Below are 17,575 nucleotides of genomic sequence, written 5' to 3' on the forward strand. Positions count from 1 at the left end.
GATGCATTAAATAATTACTTGAAAACCTTTTAAAATTTTAATGTAAAGGAGTTTTTAAAAATGGATTATGATATTACAGTAATTGGAGGCGGACCTGGCGGATATGAATCGGCTATTAAAGCTGCTCAGTTAGGTAAAAAAGTTTGTATAGTTGAAAGCACACATTTTGGTGGTGTGTGTCTAAATGAAGGATGTATTCCTACAAAAACACTTATTAAAACAGCTAATGTCTTTCAGGATGCTAAAACAGCTAATAAATTTGCAGTTGAAGGTGTGGATGTTGAAAATATAAAAGTATCTATGCAGAAATTGCAGAAGAGGAAAAATACTGTTGTTTCTCAACTTGTTAACGGTGTAAAAGCACTTCTTAAGGGAAACAAAGTTACAATAGTTGAAGGTAAAGCAGTTTTTGTAGATAAAAATACAATTGTTGTTGGAGATAAGAAAATTACTTCAGAATATTTTGTTATTGCTACTGGTTCTAACACATTTATGCCTCCTTTCATTGCACAGGAAGGTAAAACAAATATTATCACTAGCAAAGAAGCATTAGATTTAGATTATGTACCAGAAACAATGGCTATTATTGGTGGTGGTGTTATTGGTGTTGAATTTGCATATATCCTTTCAAGACTTGGCAGCAAGGTTTATGTTCTTGAACTTATGGACAAAATTCTTCCTATGGTTGATGAAGAGGTATCTAACATGGCTAAAAAGAGACTTTCAAGTGAAGGTACTACATTCTATACAGGGGCTAAGGTTAAGAAAGTATCGGGAAATAATGTTGTGTATGAGTTAAAAGGCAAAGAAGAATTTGTTACAGCTGACGTTGTGCTTATGGCTGTTGGAAGAACTCCAAATACTGATGGACTTAATGCAGAAGGTATCGGAATTGAGTTTAATAAGAAAGCAATAAAAACAGATAATTCACTAAGAACTAATATCCCTAACATTTATGCAATTGGTGATGTTAACGGAAAGGTTATGCTTGCTCATACAGCTTCTCATGAAGGAATTATTGCTGTTGAAAATATTTGTGGAGAAAACAAAACAATTTCATATGACAAAATTCCATCTTGCATATATATTGATCCAGAGATTGCATGTATAGGACTCACAGAAGCAGCCGCTAAAGAAAAATATAAAAATGTTAAGGTGGGTAAGTTCCCAATGGTTGCTAACGGAAAGTCATTAGTTGAAGGTGACACAGAGGGTATTTTTAAAGTTATTATTGATGGAGAATCTAACGAAATTCTCGGTGTTCATCTTTATGGAAAACACACTACAGATATGATTAGTGAAATTGCTTTAGCAATGACATTAGAAGCTACTGCAGATGAAGTTATTGGAACAATTCATCCTCATCCTACAGTATCTGAAGCTGTAGCTGAAGCATTTATGGCTTCAGTTGGAAAGCCAATTAATTGGCTTTAATAATCTAAAGTTTAAATCATATAATTATTCGTATATTATAAAGTTTGAAGGAAAATTCTAGAGTAAGACAATTCCTATATAAAAATAAATGTAGAAGTATCAATGCTTTAGGAGTTTTCGAAAGCATTAAAATATAAAATAAGGAGGCTTATATTATGGCAAAGGTTGTAATTATGCCAAAGTTTGGAATGACAATGACAGAAGGTACGTTGACCACTTGGGATAAAAAAGAAGGAGATAAAATTGAAGTCGGAGAACTTTTATTTCAGGTAGAAACAGACAAGCTGAGCAATGATGTTGAAGCATGCGATGCAGGAATAGTAAGAAAGTTACTTGTAAAAGAAGGAGATATAATCGAATGTTTAAAGCCAGTTGCAATTATTGCTGGTGCTGATGAAGATATATCTTCTTTATTAAATGAAGTTTCTGAAGGTATTGAATCAGAGGAACAAAGTAATATAAAAGTACCTGAAAAAAAGATTGAAGAAATTAAGAGTGAAAATATAAAATCAGGAAGAGTAAAGGCATCACCATTAGCTAAGAAGATGGCTTTAAAAAAGAATATTGATATCACATTAGTTGAAGGTACAGGTCCACAGGGAAGAATAACAACTGAAGATGTGGAAAAGTATATTGAAAATAGTAAAAATAAACCAGAAGTATCTCCAGTGGCAAGTAAGGCTTTGGAAAATAATTATGCTGAAAAGAGAGTTCCAATGTCTGGTATGAGAAAAGTAATTTCCGCTAGAATGCTTGAAAGCTGTGCTACTTCACCAACAGTAACTTTTAATATAAAAATTGATACAACCAGCTTAAAGAAAATTAGGAATGCACTTAAAGATGTATGTAAAGTAACTTATACAGATTTGATAGTAAAAATTGTTTCAAAGGTTTTGCTTCAATATCCATTACTTAATTGTTCTGTTGATGGAAATGAATTAATCTTAAGAAACTTTGTGAACATGGGTATAGCGGTAGCTCTAGATGATGGACTTATGGTACCTGTAATTAAATATGCTAACGAAAAGGGACTTGAAGAGATTTCAAGGTCAATAAAAGAATTAGCTCAAAAAGCAAAGGATAAGACAATTAGTGTGGATGAACTTAAGGGTGGAACATTTACAATAACTAATATTGGAATGTATGGTATAGAATCTTTCTCCCCAATTATAAATCAACCTGAAGTTGCTATACTAGGAGTAAATAAGATTACAGAAACTCCAGTAGTTGAGAATGGTGAAATAGTTATAAAACCTCTTATGAATTTCTCGCTTACTGCTGACCATAGAGCAGTAGATGGATCAGTAGCAGCTGAATTTTTGGCGAAACTTAAAGTCTATATTGAGAAACCTGAGATGTTATTCTTGTAGAAGATGATTAGCATGTATAATAATAAAGGAATTTGTATCACCCTGCTTGCAAATGAAGGAATACTTCTGCATCATAATGATACAAGCATATTAATAGATGGAATTCATGTTAATGAAGGTGCACCGTTTAGCGGTTTGTCAGATCAGATGCTTTCCGATTTGATTGATGGTAAGAATATTTTTAAGAATATTGATTTTATCTTGTTTACCCATTGTCATACAGACCATTTTAACGCAAACTATACAGAACGTTTCTTAATGAATAATCATGTAAAAGGTCTTATTATGCCTGATAGGCAAACACAAAAATATTCTTCATTACGAAAAACAGGTTTAATGCAAGCGGACCATATGGTTCTTCTGGATATTCCCCTTGCACTAAAAAAATATTTTCAGCTTACTTACGATATTTCTCTTACAGTATTTAATTCTGTTCATTCTGGAGAGCAATATGCTGATATTGAAAACTTTTGTTATTTAATCAATTTTTGTGGAGTTCAACTGTTTATTATTGGTGATGCGGACTTTAGAAGTGAATACTTTGAAAAAATGCTTCATGACGCTAAAATTGATATTGCATTTGTGAATCCATTATTTATCAACAATAAAAAAGGTCGAGAAGTAATTAATAATGCAATTAAGCCTAAATATTTAGTTGTTTATCATATTCCATTTAAAAATGATGATAAAATAAAATTTCGAAAATTAGTGAGCAATGATATTCTGAAGCATAATGATGATCTACCTCCTGTAACAGTGCTTTGGGACGAATTGCAGGAAATAGTTTTTTAATATTAAAATTAAATACCACAATATTCAAGAAGGAGGGTCATTATGTTATTTGTTGAGCATAGAAATACAGATCCTTATAAAAATCATGCTATAGAAGAATTCTTGATGAATAAGTTTGATGAAGATTGTTTTATGTTGTGGAAAAATGAGAAGTGCATTTTAATTGGTAATTATCAAAATGCTTACAATGAAATAAATATTGACTATGTAAAACAATATAATATTCCTGTAGTAAGAAGGATTACCGGAGGAGGAGCCGTATTTAACGATGAGGGTAATTTTAATTTTTCATTTATTAGTTGCAATGTAAGTGAGGATTGTTTTAATTTTAAAAAATTCACAACTCCAATTGTTTTGGCTCTTAACAAACTTGGTATTAAGGCCGAACTATCAGGAAGAAACGATTTAACTATTGAAGGTAAGAAGTTTTCTGGAAATGCCCAGTACAAAAGCAAGAATAAGGTGCTACATCATGGTACCCTTCTTTTTTCTTCAAATATATCTGATTTAGCTAATGCATTGAGAGTTAATCCAATAAAGATTGAAAGCAAGGGAATAAAATCTGTTAAAAGTCGTGTAACTAATATTTGTGAACACCTTAAAATTTCCATGACAACGGAAGAATTTAAGGAATATCTTTTTAATGAAGTATATAGTACTACTGAAAATGCAAAGATTTATCAAATTACAGAAGATGATTGGAAGGAAATTAATCAAATAGCAGAAGAAAAGTACTCTACCTGGGAGTGGAACTATGGACAAAATCCTCAGTTTACTATGGAAAGAGAAAAAAAATTTGTAGGAGGTATAGTTCAGGCTTCTATGAATTTCAATAAAAATAAGATTCAAAATATAAAAATACATGGTGATTTTTTCAGTGAAAAAGATATATCTATTGTTGAAAATGCTCTGATAGGAGTATCTTATGATTATAAGTCAATGTATGAAGTCCTTAAAGATTTTAATATGCATAATTATTTTATGAACATATCCATTCAAAATATTTTGGATGTATTAATTTAATGTGAGGTGATAAAATGATATGTACAAAAAAACCAGAGTGGTTAAAAATAAGAATAAAGGCTGGATCAAATACAGGTAATATCAGTAATATATTAAAAAAATACGGTTTAAATACTGTTTGTGCTGAAGCAGACTGCCCCAATACATGTGAGTGTTTTAACAGAGGTACTGCCACATTTATGATTTTAGGTAAGAATTGTACTAGAAATTGTAAATTTTGCAAGGTTACAAAATCTAAGCCAGAAGAGTTAGATCCAATGGAGCCAAAGAATATTGCGAAAGCTATACAGGAAATGAATTTAAAGCACACGGTTATAACTTCTGTAACAAGGGATGATCTTCCAGACGGTGGAGCAGGTCATTTTGCAAATACAATATTAGAAATTAAAAAACTCTGTCCAAAGGTTACTGTAGAGGTACTCATTCCTGATCTTAAAGGAGATTATGAGTCGTTAAAAAAGGTTGTTTACGCTAAACCTAATGTTCTTAATCACAATGTTGAAACAATCCCCAATTTATACTCCGCCGTAAGGCCAATGGCTGTTTATAAACGTTCTCTAGAGCTCTTAAAAAGAGTTAAAGAAATAGACAGCAGCATATTTACTAAGTCTGGATTTATGGTTGGTCTTGGTGAAAATGAGGATCAAGTTATAGAACTTCTAAAGGATTTAAAAAAGGTTAACTGCGACATTATTACAATAGGACAGTACCTTCAACCTTCAAAAGAACACTATGAGGTTGTGGAATATGTGCATCCTGACAAATTTAAAAAATACGAGAAAATAGCAAAGGGTATGGGATTTAAATTTGTAGCTTCTGGTCCCCTTGTTAGAAGTTCATATCATGCAGAGGATGAGTTAAGTAGTTTAAATTAATTTAAGTGAGCACTTAAAACCTAATACAGTTTTGAGTTACTCAACTATAATAAAATATATAATTTTATTATTTTAGGAGGGATTTTTATTATGAAAGCAGCATTATGGTATGAAAAAAAAGATGTTAGAGTTGAGGAAGTAGAAGAACCAAAGGTTACTAGTGGATATGTGAAAATTAAAGTAAAATGGTGTGGAATATGTGGATCAGATTTACATGAGTATTTAGGAGGACCAATTTTTATACCAGTTGAAAAACCTCACCCTTTAACTGGTAACGTTGCACCAGTTGTTTTAGGTCATGAATTTTCAGGTGATGTTGTAGAAATAGGTAAAGGTGTAACTAACATTAAAGTTGGAGACAGAGTGGCAGTGGAACCTATGGTGGTTTGTGGTAAATGCCCAGCTTGCAAAGAAGGAAAATATAATCTTTGTTCATCATTAGGATTTCATGGACTTTGTGGAAGTGGCGGTGGCTTTGCGGAATACACTGTATTCACTGAAGAATATGTGCATAAAATACCTGACAGCATGTCCTATGAAGATGCAGCATTAATTGAGCCGATAGCAGTTGCTCTTCATTCTATTAGACAAGCAAATTTCAATACAGGAGATAATGCACTTGTACTTGGTTGTGGCCCAATAGGACTTGCAACAATAGAATGTCTAAAAGCTGCAGGAGCGAGCCTTATAATAGTATTACAAAGAAAATCAATAAGGCAAGAATATGCAAAGAAAGCAGGGGCGGACCATGTTCTTGATCCAAATGAAGTTAATATAGCTGAAGAAGTTAAAAAACTTACAGGTGGAGTAGGTATAGATTTTGCTTTTGATACTACTGGAGCAAAAATAGGTTTTGATATAGGTATTGATAGTTTAAAATATGCAGGAACTATGGTTATAACAAGCATTTGGGAAGGTGAAGTGAACTTTAATCCAAACGTTTTAGTATTCTCTGAAAAGAAAATAGTAGGATCATTAGCGTATAGACATGAATTTCCAGCAACTATTGCACAAATGAGTGACGGAAGAATTAAAACTGAAGGATATGTAACTAAAAAAATAGCTCTTGATGATATAGTAGAGGAAGGCTTTGGAACTTTAACTGGTCCAGATAAGAAGAAACACGTAAAAATACTTGTAACGCCAGATAAGTCTCTTTTATCTGACTGTAAAGAGTAATAGCAAGTAAAATCAGTGGTAGGTGAACAGTTAAAATATACGGAGGAGGAATTTATTATGGGAAGATTTACATTACCAAGAGATATTTATTTTGGAGAGGGTGCACTTGAGACTTTAAAAACATTAAAAGGTAAAAAGGCTGTAGTAGTTGTAGGCGGCGGTTCAATGAAAAGATTTGGATTTTTAGATAAGGTTGTAGAATATTTAACCGAAGCTAAATTCGAAGTTAAATTAATTGAAGGCGTAGAGCCAGACCCATCTGTGGAAACAGTTATGAGTGGTGCTTCTACAATGAGAGAATTTCAACCAGATTTGATTGTGGCTATGGGCGGAGGCTCACCAATAGATGCAGCTAAAGCTATGTGGATATTCTATGAATACCCAGAGTTTACATTTAAGCAAGCAGTAGTTCCTTTTGGACTTCCAGAACTAAGACAAAAAGCAAAGTTTGTAGCTATTCCTTCAACAAGTGGTACTGCAACTGAAGTTACAGCTTTCGCAGTAATAACAGATTACAAAGAAAGAATAAAATATCCAATGGCTGATTTTAACTTAACACCAGACATTGCAATAGTTGATCCAGCACTTGCACAAACTATGCCTCCAAAACTTACAGCATTTACTGGTATGGATGCTTTAACTCATGCAATAGAAGCATATGTTGCTGGTTTAAGATCTGCATTTACAGATCCACTTGCGATGGAAGCAATAATGATGGTGGATGAACATTTACTTAAATCTTTTGAAGGAAATAAAGAAGCTAGAAATCAAATGCATTATGCTCAGTGTTTAGCTGGTATGGCATTTTCTAATGCACTTCTTGGAATAGCTCATTCAATGGCTCATAAAATAGGCGCAGTTTACCATATACCTCATGGATGTGCTAATGCAATGTTCTTACCATTTGTTATCCAATATAATGCTAAGAATTGTGCAGATAGATACGCTAAAATTTCAAAGAGATTAGGACTTGTTGGAAAAACAGATGCGGAGCTTGTTAATGCACTAGTTGAGTATGTAAGATCTCTAAGCGTTAAAATGAATATTCCTAAGACAATAAAAGAATACGGAATAGCGGAAGAAGATTTCAATAAAGATGTTAAATTCATTGCTCATAACGCAGTGTTAGATGCTTGTACAGGATCTAACCCAAGAGAAATTGATGATAAAATAATGGAAAAAATGTTTAATAGTGCTTACTATGGAGAAGATGTAACATTTTAAAAATAATTGTAACCACATTTAACATGCTAAGGCAGTGGTTTATTCAAATAAACTTGAAGTAAAAAAAACTTTATATCAAACTATTTAACTAATATACTTAAGGCAAATAATAAATAAATAAATAAATTAAACAAGGGGAGCTCGTATTATGAGCTGAGAAAGAGATATTATCACTGACCCTCATAACCTGATTTGGGTAATTCCAACGTAGGGAGTTTTTTACAACGTTTTTTGTTGCAGACTCTTTATGAGTTTGCTTTTTTTATTTCAAAAATAATATAACTGTAAAGGAGATTATAAAATGATGTATACAACTCAAATGGATGCTGCAAAAAAAGGCATTATAACTAAAGAGATGAAAATAGTCGCAAAAAAAGAAAATATGTCTGAAGAGGTTTTAAGAGAAAGAATATCAAGAGGCGTAGTAGCTTTGCCAGCTAATATAAATCATAAAATACTCAGTCCAGAGGGAGTTGGGGAAGGATTAAAAACAAAAATCAATGTAAATCTAGGTATTTCAAAGGATTGCTATGATATCGATGAAGAAATGAAAAAGGTACAGTTATCCATAGATATGAAAGCTGAAGCTGTTATGGATTTAAGCTCCTTTGGTAAAACTGAAGAATTTAGAAAAAGACTTATATCTGACTCCACTGCTATGATAGGAACTGTTCCAATATATGATGCCTTAGGTTTTTACGATAAAGAATTACAGGACATTACAGCTAAAGAATTTATAGATGTAGTCGAAAAACATGCAAAAGATGGAGTTGACTTTGTAACAATTCATGCTGGTTTAAACATTGAGACTGCAAATGTATTTAAAAGAAATAAGAGAATAACCCACATTGTATCGAGAGGTGGATCACTTTTATACGCTTGGATGGAATTAAATAAAAAGGAAAATCCTTTTTATGAACATTTCGATGAGATATTAGATATATGTCAAAAATATGACTTAACTATAAGCCTTGGGGATGCCTGCAGACCTGGCTCCATTAATGATGCAACTGATGCTTGTCAAATCCATGAATTAATGGTGCTTGGTGAATTAACCTTAAGAGCTTGGAAAAAAAATGTACAAGTAATAATAGAAGGACCAGGTCACATGGCAATAAATGAAATTGGGGCGAACGTGTTACTAGCAAAAAAATTATGTCATGGTGCACCTTTTTATATTTTAGGACCACTAGTTACAGATATTGCCCCAGGTTATGACCATATTACCAGTGCTATAGGTGGTGCTTTAGCTGCAAGCTATGGAGCTGATTTCCTTTGCTATGTAACGCCAGCAGAACATTTAAGACTTCCTAATGTTGATGATGTTCGTGAAGGCATTATTGCAGCAAAGATTGCAGCTCACGCTGGGGATATAGGTAAAAAAATTCCAGGTAGTCGCGACTGGGATAATGAAATGAGCACAGCAAGACAAAGTCTTAATTGGAAGAAAATGTTTGAGCTGGCTATTGATCCAGAAAAAGCTATAAGATATAGAAAAGAATCGACGCCAGAGAATGCGGATAGCTGTACAATGTGTGGAAAAATGTGCTCTATGAGAACTATGAACAAAATAATGCAAGGTAAGGATCTCAATATATTAAGAGACGATTCATAAATTAATTAAATTTACTATGGAAATTAAATTTACTATGGAAATTAAATTCAATATACAGGTGATTGTATAGCAGCAATGCAAGATACAATCACTTAACTTCTCTTTTCCTATAACTCTTAAAACGTCCTCTTTTGTAACTGATTTAAAGAAACTATCAAAATCAAAATCCTTGTACTTTAAATATTCTTTATAAAAACTCATATCATTATTACCTCTTTTAAAATTATTTTTTGAGCTACTATTCACCTTGGCAAAAGTTCATTATTTAATCTTATTAATATAATATTATTAATTACCTAAAAACCCGGTAAGCGGTGAGGAAGCTTCTGCATAGATTTTAACGGCACCTGCACCTGAGAGATAAGCTTTTCGTCCGGCATCTACTGTAAGCCCGAATGCTTCGCCCATAAGTATTGGGTTTTCAGCTGTTGCTATTGCTGTGTTTAAAAGTACTGCGGCAGCACCAACATCTCTTAACCGTTTTGCGGCCATAAGGTCTGGGTTCATATATGGAAGCACAACAAAACCTTCTTTTACTAAAATTTCAGTTGCTTTAATTGTCTCAAAATTATCAGGAAGAAGATATTTATTGTCTGAGACAACCTCAATCTTAATCCAGTTTCCGCAGCCTGCTGCTTTTGCAATATGGGCAATGCGTATTGCTTCATCAGCATTTCTAGCCCCGGAAGTGTTTGGCATTAAAACACAAGATTTAGGTATGAAATTTAGTATATTCTCGTCTTTTGAATTAAAATCCATTCTTAGTATGGCCACCGTCACAACCTGAGCCTTTGATGCCTTAATTACCTCAGGAATAATTTTATTTGTTGGGTACTTTCCTGTTCCTATAATAAGCCTACTAGTTAGTTCAATTCCACCTATTATTAGTTTGTCCATAAAACTAACCTCCCACAACGAAACTTAAAATTTCGATTTTGTCATTTTCTTTTATTACTGTATTTGTCCATTCTTCTTGGCTCAGAATATTATAATTGTATTCAATTACAATTTTCTCTGGTTTAAGTTTATTTAATTCTATTAATGCTAAAATGCTTGTGCCAAATTGGAGATTAAGAGAATCACCATTTTGCACGCATTTTTTCCCCTTTACCAGTAAGATAGACACACGGGACACTATCGTTAAGATGGAGATCCTTCAATCTGAGATCCAACAATTCCTGTATACGTGCACCCGTGTCATACATAAATATCATAAAGAATCTGTCTCGGATGCCGAGTTTAGTGTTCTGTGATGGCTTTTTAAGTATAGCTGACAAAGCTTTTTCTGACATGTAAGAAACCGTTGGAGTCGGAGCTTTTTTAACTGGAATTTTACTAAGTTCTATATAGGTTATCAAAGCGATGGGTCTTCCTGTGCAGCGTATTTAAAAAAAGATTTTAACTCAGCCAGCCGATGATTTCTTGTGGAAATGCTACATTTACGTTCACATTGCAACCAATCCAGAAATTTACCAGTGAGAACATGGTCGAGCATATCAAATGTAATCTTTGAAAAAGAAAGCTTTTCTTTTTCCTCAATATAAACTCTCAGCAAATTAATTGTATCACGGTAGGCTTAACCGTATTTTCGCTATAGCACCTGTTTTTAGGTAGATAAATCATAAGAAAATTACGTATATATTTAAAAAACCGATCATCGCAGGCCGCAACAGTATAACACTCTAAATATTACAGATACTACAAGATGGCGTACTGGTGAAGCCAAATTATATTTGTATTTATCTGCAACTGTAAAAAATATATACAATTCTTGTTTAGTAAATATATGAGGAATATAACGTCTACTTTTGCCAGGCATCCCCGAAGGGATAATATATGCTTCGTTGCCTATACTATTTATATACTTAGCCAATTGGCGTATTGGAGAAATCCTGTTTGATAATGTTCTTAGTTGTTCCTGTGGTCGCCTTTCTGCCCAATGCATTATGATTTCACGTGTTAGAAGAGTTGCTTGTGGATAATATTTATTACAAAATGTATCAAATACTTTCAGAAAATGCTGAGAATTAACGTATGGAAAACCGATAGAGTTCTTCTGTTCAATAAGGTCTTCAATATTATGCTTGAAGTTGCTAAAAAAAACATAGTTCATTGTAGTAATTCCTCCTTTACGACTTCTATTCCATCCAGTCCTAATGCACAGTCACGAAGGTGTTCCAAGTCAGTTGAAAGATATACCATTGTTGAGTTTTTGTTTGAATGACCAAGTAAACTTGATATGATAGGTAGAGGCATTTCAACAGCAAGTAGACGGGCTGCCGCCGTATGCCTACAACAGTGTGACCCTTTTCGTTCTCCACTAGTTTGCCTAATTCCGGCTTTTGCCATATAGCCACTCACAATATGATATATACTGGAATGACCTGATAATTTTATATACGGAGCTTTGCTACGCAGAAAAACATATGGTTCTTGGGATTCCGGTCTACCATGTAACAGATATTCAACTATTGAATTACCTGTATCAGCTAGCAAAGGAATTGTTAGAGCACGTCCAGTCTTTTGTTGAATTATTTTAATTGTATTTGTTCGCCACTTAATGTTTTTAAGTTTCAAATTAACTATATCACCAGCCCTTAAACCAAGTCTTGTTGATTAAGGGAACTAGAATCATACGCACTATTTTATAGAATGTTAAGTATAAATATAGAAATATCAACGGGATGAGATTATGGTATGTAGGTTAAATACTAAAGTTGAGTTTTATGGTGGCAATGCCACCCGTTTGCCACCGTTACACAAAATATTATTAGATACAATTAGTTAATATAAAAGCATTGATTAAAAGATTCATAAAATTCAATGATGTGGTGGAAATTCCGACCATTTTCCACCGGTCCATAAAATATGATTAGATATAATTAAATAATTGTAGAGCTTAAAAATTATTATATATCCCATATATGGCATTATATCAATGCTCACAAAGTATTATAAAATATATGCAGATAAGATAAAATACAAAGTAATGACACACCCCTCATATTGAGACTATTGTAGACATAGTGAGGGTATAACTGGGTTTATCTAGTGAATATTTAATTAAAATCGTCCATTTGCCACCGTAAATTATTTTATGGTGGCAAATTTTATTATGTCCAAGACGATTTTGAATATCTTTTGAAATAGCTCCACCTTAAGAGCAGTTGCACAACTTGAACGTGACTATCTAAAGGATAGACAGATGGAAGGTATAGCAATTGCAGTAACGGCAGGCAGGTACAAAGGACGTAAGCCTATAGAGTATCCTAAGCTATGGGAAAGATATTATAAAATGATGCAAGATGGTGATATAAGTGGTGTTGATGTTATGAAAATATTAGATTTAAAGAAAACTACATTTTATAAATTAATTAATCAGTATGGAGAGGGTAAATAATTTAGAAATGAGTTATGTTAAATAAATAGAGAAATATAGTTTAAGGGGACAAAATGAAAATATTAGAAAGCAACAGATTAATATTACGGGCATGGAAAATCTCTGATTTAGATGATTTACATGAATTTACATCTAATGAAGAAGTAGCAAGCATGGCAGGATTTCATGTAAAAAACACTGAAAATGAAACTCTAAGTATTTTAAAACAATTTATTAATGATTCTTCTGAATCATTATGGGCTATTGAATTTAAAGAATCTCATAAAGTAATTGGTTAGATTGAATTACACCTACATTTTCAACAAGAACAAATAAATTCAAGAGAAATAGGATTTGTTTTATCACAAAAATATTGGGGATTAGGAATAATGTCAGAAGCTGTTATAAAAGTTCTTCACTATGGATTTTACGAAGAAAATATTGATTCAATTGTATGTTCTCATTTTATACATAATATTCAATCTAAAAGAGTAATTGAAAAATGTAGATTTAAATATGAAAGAAAAAGTAATGATAGAATTTATTACTCAATAAAGAGGAAAGGCGAACTTTAGCCATATCACTGCATTTGAAAAGTCCTAACAATATATTCCAAGAGAAGTAAAAAGGTAAAACAATATTTTTTTATAATAGAGCCTGTCTATAAGATTTTGGTGAAACCCCTTTTATTTGTTTAAATATCTTTGAGAATCCAAGAGGATCATCATATCCAACGGAACGTGAAATCTCGCTTATAGTTAAATCTTTATTACTTAATAGTTTGCAGGCTTTATTAACCCTATATTTTATTAGGTATTCTTGGGGTGGAATTCCTAATAATTCACTAAATATAGTGCTAAGATAGTTCTTATTAAGGCCTATATAACTTGCTAATGATTCAATAGACATGCTGCGAGAATAATTAGTTTCAATAAATTGAATGGATTTTTTAATGTAGTTTTTTTTCTGTCCATCTCCTTTTGTTTTAGCCGCTTCTGATTGCTCTGTGAGCTCTGAAAGCAATATATTTAAATATCCTTGCAAGCGAAGTTCATACCCCAATTTATAAGTGCTAGAATGTCTAATTTCTTCAAAACACTTCTTAATGATATCTCCTTTGCATTTAAAAACTGGATTGTCTTTATCTAATTTAATATTCTTTAAGAAGGTCTCAGCCTTTATTCCTCTAAACCCAATCCAAGTATAAATCCAAGGGTCTTTGCTACTCGCCTCATAATAGGTAATTACATCTGGACATATTAGAAAACCTTGATTTTCATGTAGATTATAAGATTTCCCATCTAATACAAATGTACCACTTCCACTAATTATATAATGTAATAAGAAATGGTCTCTAAGAGCCGGCCCATAGGAGTGACTTGGTTTACAATTTTCCATACCATAATGATATACTATTAAATCCATGCCTTCATCTAATGGGCTTTTAAATCCTGTAAATTCATTTTTATTAAACAAAACGGTTTCACTCCTCCTTAATTTATATTTTATATCTGAGATTATACCATGTTTATCTTATATAAAACCATTCTTTTTATATGGAAATATTTTATAATAGATAGTGTTAGTATTAAATTTATATTTATGAGATATTTATACTGATAATAAATTATAGAAGGTGGATATTATGCCAAAAATTACTTTTATGGGTGCTGGTAGCACAGTTTTTGCTAAGAATGTATTAGGCGATTGTATATTAACTCCCTCTTTACAGGATTCTGAAATTGCTTTATATGATATTGATATTCAAAGACTAAAAGACTCTGAGGCTATGTTAAACAATATAAATTCCAATAATAATGGACATGCTAAAATTAAATCATATACAAATAGAAAAGATGCTCTTAGAGGTGCAAATTATGTAGTTAATGCAATTCAAGTTGGAGGATATGATCCATGTACTATAACTGATTTTGAAATTCCAAAAAAATATGGTCTTCGCCAAACAATAGCTGATACCTTAGGTATTGGAGGAATATTTAGAGCCCTTAGAACAATCCCTGTAATGCTTGATTTTGCAAGAGATATGGAAGAAGGTTGTCCCGATGCCTGGTTCTTAAATTACTCTAATCCCATGGCAATGTTAACAGGTGCAATGTTAAAAGCCTCTTCAATTAAAACTGTAGGACTATGTCATAGCGTTCAAAAATGTGTACCTGACCTTCTAAAATCTCTTGATATAGGGGTTAATGCAGAAGATTCACAGTGGAAAATTGCCGGCATTAACCATCAAGCTTAGGTATTAGAAGTTACCAAAAACGGTAAAGACCTTTATCCAGCCTTAAAGGCAAAAGCTTTGGAAAAACAGTTGCAAGGCAAACATTCTGATATGGTTAGATACGAAATGATGCTTAACTTTGGATATTATATTACTGAATCCAGTGAACATGCATCTGAATATCTCCCATATTTCATTAAAAGCAAATATCCTGAACTAATTGAAGCTTTTAATATCCCATTGGATGAATATCCAAGAAGATGTATAGAGCAGATTGAAAAATGGAAAAAGATGCGTAATGATATGGTGGAGAACAAAAATATACAACACACAAGGACTCATGAATATGCTTCTTATATAATGGAAGCTATGGAAACTGGCAATCCATATAAAATTGGTGGGAATGTATTAAATACAGGACTTATAACAAATTTACCTACTGAAGCAATTGTTGAGGTTCCCTGTCTAGTTGACAGAAGTGGAGTGATACCTACATATGTTGGTAAACTTCCAGAACAGCTTGCAGCATTAAATAGAACAAATATAAATCCTCAGCTTCTGACTATAGATGCTGCACTTACAGGTAAACGGGAATTAATTTATATGGCTGCAATGCTTGATCCTCATACATCCGCAGAGCTTTCAATAGATAATATTAAATCTATGTGTGATGATCTTATCGAAGCTCATGGAAATTGGTTACCAAAATATAAATAGAAGGGATGGCTCGGCCTTAATATACCAGGATTAAATGGGGATTATTGCAGTGTTACTTGGAGAATTAACATTTAAATAAATATTATAAGTTATGGAGGTTATTATGACAATTAGAGAGAAAATGAAAAATGGTATGTTGTATATAGATGCAGGAGAGGGTCTTGAAGAGGACCGTAAAAGGTGTAAAGAATTATTATATGATTATAACCATACACATCCAAGTGAAGAAACAAAAATGAAAGACTTGCTGAAAAAATTATTGGGCGATATGGGTGAGAATATTTGGATTGAACCACCAGTACACATGGCATATGGCACAAACGTGCATATTGGTGACCATTTTTATGCTAATTTTAATCTTGTAATTGTAGATGATATTGATGTTTATATAGGTGAGCATGTAATGATAGCACCTAATGTAACAATAACACCAACAGGACATCCTGTTGACTCAAGTCTTCGCAGACCAGGTACTCAGTTTTCAATTCCCGTAAGAATTGGTAACGATGTATGGATAGGTTCCAATGTAGTGATTTTACCAGGCATCACTATAGGGGATAATTCAGTTATAGGTGCTGGAAGTGTTGTTACTCATGATATTCCTGAAAATGTAATCGCTGTAGGAAATCCATGTCGTGTATTAAGAAATATAAATGAACGTGATAAAGAATATTATTATAAAAACAGAAGGGTTGAATAATTTTCATTAAAATTATTAATGATTCAAGTGACAGGTTTTGGGTATAACCTACATTTACAGTATAGATCTATCCTATAGAATGATAAAATGGTAATTGTTAACTACTATAGATATATTTTAGCGAGTAATTTTAAAAAGGAGTGGTGTTTAAATGAATACAATTATGAGGTGTTTTTTCGGCTAAAGTTGAGGGATAAGTATGTATTATTCAGCTATTCCCCCTATCAAATAAGAGGAGTGAATATTAAATGATAATAATTGAGACAGAAAGACTTATTATTAGAAAATTTAAAAAAGATGATTCTAAGGATTTATATGAATACCTTTCTCAAGAATCGGTGGTTAAATATGAACCATATGATGTTTATAATGAAGATGCAAGTAATGAAGAAGCCATTTACCGTTCACAGAATGATTCGTTTTTGGCTGTATGCTTAAAAGAAAACAATAAGTTAATAGGCAATGTTTATTTTCAACAGCAGGGACCTAAAGAATTTTTAACATGGGAAATCGGTTATGTATTTAATCCTACATATTATGGAAAAGGCTATGCCACAGAGGCGTGTAAAAGAGTTTTGAAGTATGGTTTTGAACAATTAGGAACTCACCGAGTTATTGGTAAGTGTAACCCTGAAAATACTCCCTCATGGAGGTTATTGGAACGACTTTTAATGAGGAGGGAAGGACATTTTAGAAAACCAGCTTATTTCAAAAAAACAATTGATGGGAAGTCAATATGGCATGATGCTTACCAATATTCCATATTGGAAGAAGAGTGGTTTCATTCTACTAAATAATCTACTTGACTCTCAAGTAACCCCATATCATTAGATGTGGTTTTTTTTTATATGTTAAGGATGTATCAGTAACAATAATTATTGCGATTGCAACGATGTTAATAAACAAATGTCGTTAAAGTCTCTTTTCACGACATTTGCTGTTTCCAAGCAATTGATTTTTATATACATGAAAATCAATTGTTTGGATATAATAAAAAAGATGAAATTAATTGTGTTTTTGATTATGAACAG

General features: G+C 32.5%; 17 protein-coding genes, 4 pseudogenes and 1 riboswitch. Of the genes and pseudogenes, 13 read left to right on the forward strand and 8 right to left on the reverse strand.

Features of this window, described 5'->3' with window-relative positions:
• Positions 1-60 precede the first annotated feature (60 nt).
• From lpdA to thiC, 8 genes are all read left to right on the forward strand, one after another.
• Positions 61-1,434 (forward strand): dihydrolipoyl dehydrogenase, encoded by a 1,374-nt coding sequence (gene lpdA, locus LGK95_RS03485; protein WP_226122281.1) that lies wholly within the window; start codon positions 61-63, stop codon positions 1,432-1,434.
• A gap of 155 nt (positions 1,435-1,589) precedes the next feature.
• Entirely contained in the window at positions 1,590-2,804 is a 1,215-nt protein-coding gene (locus LGK95_RS03490; protein ID WP_226122283.1) for a dihydrolipoamide acetyltransferase family protein, read from the forward strand.
• Positions 2,805-2,816: 12 nt separating this feature from the next.
• Positions 2,817-3,596, forward strand: coding sequence for an MBL fold metallo-hydrolase (locus LGK95_RS03495; RefSeq protein ID WP_226122284.1), 780 nt, complete (start codon positions 2,817-2,819; stop codon positions 3,594-3,596).
• 42 nt (positions 3,597-3,638) lie between these two features.
• Positions 3,639-4,619: a lipoate--protein ligase gene (locus tag LGK95_RS03500; RefSeq protein ID WP_226122285.1), complete on the forward strand. Its 981-nt coding sequence runs from the start codon at positions 3,639-3,641 to the stop codon at positions 4,617-4,619.
• Between the two features lie 17 nt (positions 4,620-4,636).
• Entirely contained in the window at positions 4,637-5,494 is an 858-nt protein-coding gene (gene lipA, locus LGK95_RS03505; RefSeq protein WP_226122315.1) for a lipoyl synthase, read from the forward strand.
• A 90-nt stretch (positions 5,495-5,584) separates the two neighbouring features.
• The gene (locus LGK95_RS03510; protein WP_226122286.1) at positions 5,585-6,673 is read left to right on the forward strand and encodes a 2,3-butanediol dehydrogenase; all 1,089 of its coding nucleotides are present in this window, start codon (positions 5,585-5,587) and stop codon (positions 6,671-6,673) included.
• Positions 6,674-6,730: 57 nt separating this feature from the next.
• Positions 6,731-7,897, forward strand: a complete 1,167-nt coding sequence (locus LGK95_RS03515) for an iron-containing alcohol dehydrogenase (RefSeq protein ID WP_226122287.1) — start codon at positions 6,731-6,733, stop codon at positions 7,895-7,897.
• A gap of 123 nt (positions 7,898-8,020) precedes the next feature.
• A riboswitch (TPP riboswitch) is annotated at positions 8,021-8,128 on the forward strand.
• A 70-nt stretch (positions 8,129-8,198) separates the two neighbouring features.
• The gene (thiC, locus tag LGK95_RS03520) at positions 8,199-9,512 is read left to right on the forward strand and encodes a phosphomethylpyrimidine synthase ThiC (protein ID WP_226122289.1); all 1,314 of its coding nucleotides are present in this window, start codon (positions 8,199-8,201) and stop codon (positions 9,510-9,512) included.
• Here thiC and LGK95_RS03525 read toward each other — a convergent pair.
• From LGK95_RS03525 to LGK95_RS03555, 7 genes and pseudogenes are all read right to left on the reverse strand, one after another.
• Positions 9,507-9,713, reverse strand: coding sequence for a hypothetical protein (locus LGK95_RS03525; RefSeq protein WP_226122290.1), 207 nt, complete (start codon positions 9,711-9,713; stop codon positions 9,507-9,509). The two genes, thiC and LGK95_RS03525, sit on opposite strands and share 6 nt — an antisense overlap.
• A gap of 87 nt (positions 9,714-9,800) precedes the next feature.
• Entirely contained in the window at positions 9,801-10,409 is a 609-nt protein-coding gene (locus tag LGK95_RS03530) for a beta/alpha barrel domain-containing protein (protein WP_226122316.1), read from the reverse strand.
• 4 nt (positions 10,410-10,413) lie between these two features.
• On the reverse strand, positions 10,414-10,605 hold the full coding sequence (gene thiS, locus LGK95_RS03535) for a sulfur carrier protein ThiS (RefSeq protein WP_226122291.1): 192 nt from the start codon (positions 10,603-10,605) through the stop codon (positions 10,414-10,416).
• Positions 10,592-10,804, reverse strand: coding sequence for a tyrosine-type recombinase/integrase (locus tag LGK95_RS22770; protein WP_226122292.1), 213 nt, complete (start codon positions 10,802-10,804; stop codon positions 10,592-10,594). The genes thiS and LGK95_RS22770 overlap by 14 nt, the downstream gene beginning before the upstream one ends.
• A 62-nt stretch (positions 10,805-10,866) precedes the next feature.
• A pseudogene (locus tag LGK95_RS22775) lies at positions 10,867-11,076 on the reverse strand (phage integrase SAM-like domain-containing protein); the annotation flags it as partial.
• 90 nt (positions 11,077-11,166) lie between these two features.
• Entirely contained in the window at positions 11,167-11,625 is a 459-nt protein-coding gene (locus LGK95_RS03550) for a hypothetical protein (protein ID WP_226122293.1), read from the reverse strand.
• Positions 11,622-12,104 (reverse strand): annotated as a pseudogene (locus tag LGK95_RS03555) (tyrosine-type recombinase/integrase); the annotation flags it as partial. The pseudogene LGK95_RS03555 and the gene LGK95_RS03550, both read right to left, overlap by 4 nt.
• Positions 12,105-12,717: 613 nt before the next feature.
• Between LGK95_RS03555 and LGK95_RS03560 the strand changes: the two are divergent.
• A complete protein-coding gene (locus LGK95_RS03560) occupies positions 12,718-12,912 on the forward strand; it encodes a hypothetical protein (RefSeq protein WP_226122294.1) in 195 nt (64 codons plus the stop codon).
• Positions 12,913-12,965: 53 nt separating this feature from the next.
• A pseudogene (locus tag LGK95_RS03565) lies at positions 12,966-13,466 on the forward strand (GNAT family N-acetyltransferase).
• A 70-nt stretch (positions 13,467-13,536) separates the two neighbouring features.
• Here LGK95_RS03565 and LGK95_RS03570 read toward each other — a convergent pair.
• Entirely contained in the window at positions 13,537-14,367 is an 831-nt protein-coding gene (locus LGK95_RS03570; RefSeq protein ID WP_319001890.1) for an AraC family transcriptional regulator, read from the reverse strand.
• A gap of 169 nt (positions 14,368-14,536) precedes the next feature.
• Here LGK95_RS03570 and melA point away from each other — a divergent pair.
• The 3 genes and pseudogenes from melA to LGK95_RS03585 all read left to right on the forward strand — a co-directional run bounded on the left by melA (position 14,537) and on the right by LGK95_RS03585 (position 17,341).
• A pseudogene (gene melA / locus LGK95_RS03575) lies at positions 14,537-15,844 on the forward strand (alpha-galactosidase).
• Between the two features lie 103 nt (positions 15,845-15,947).
• Positions 15,948-16,544, forward strand: coding sequence for a maltose acetyltransferase domain-containing protein (locus LGK95_RS03580; protein WP_226122295.1), 597 nt, complete (start codon positions 15,948-15,950; stop codon positions 16,542-16,544).
• A 248-nt stretch (positions 16,545-16,792) separates the two neighbouring features.
• A complete protein-coding gene (locus tag LGK95_RS03585) occupies positions 16,793-17,341 on the forward strand; it encodes a GNAT family N-acetyltransferase (RefSeq protein WP_226122296.1) in 549 nt (182 codons plus the stop codon).
• Positions 17,342-17,575: the final 234 nt, after the last annotated feature.

The sequence above is a fragment of the Clostridium algoriphilum genome (genome assembly GCF_020443705.1).
GTDB lineage: Bacteria > Bacillota > Clostridia > Clostridiales > Clostridiaceae > Clostridium_AD > Clostridium_AD algoriphilum.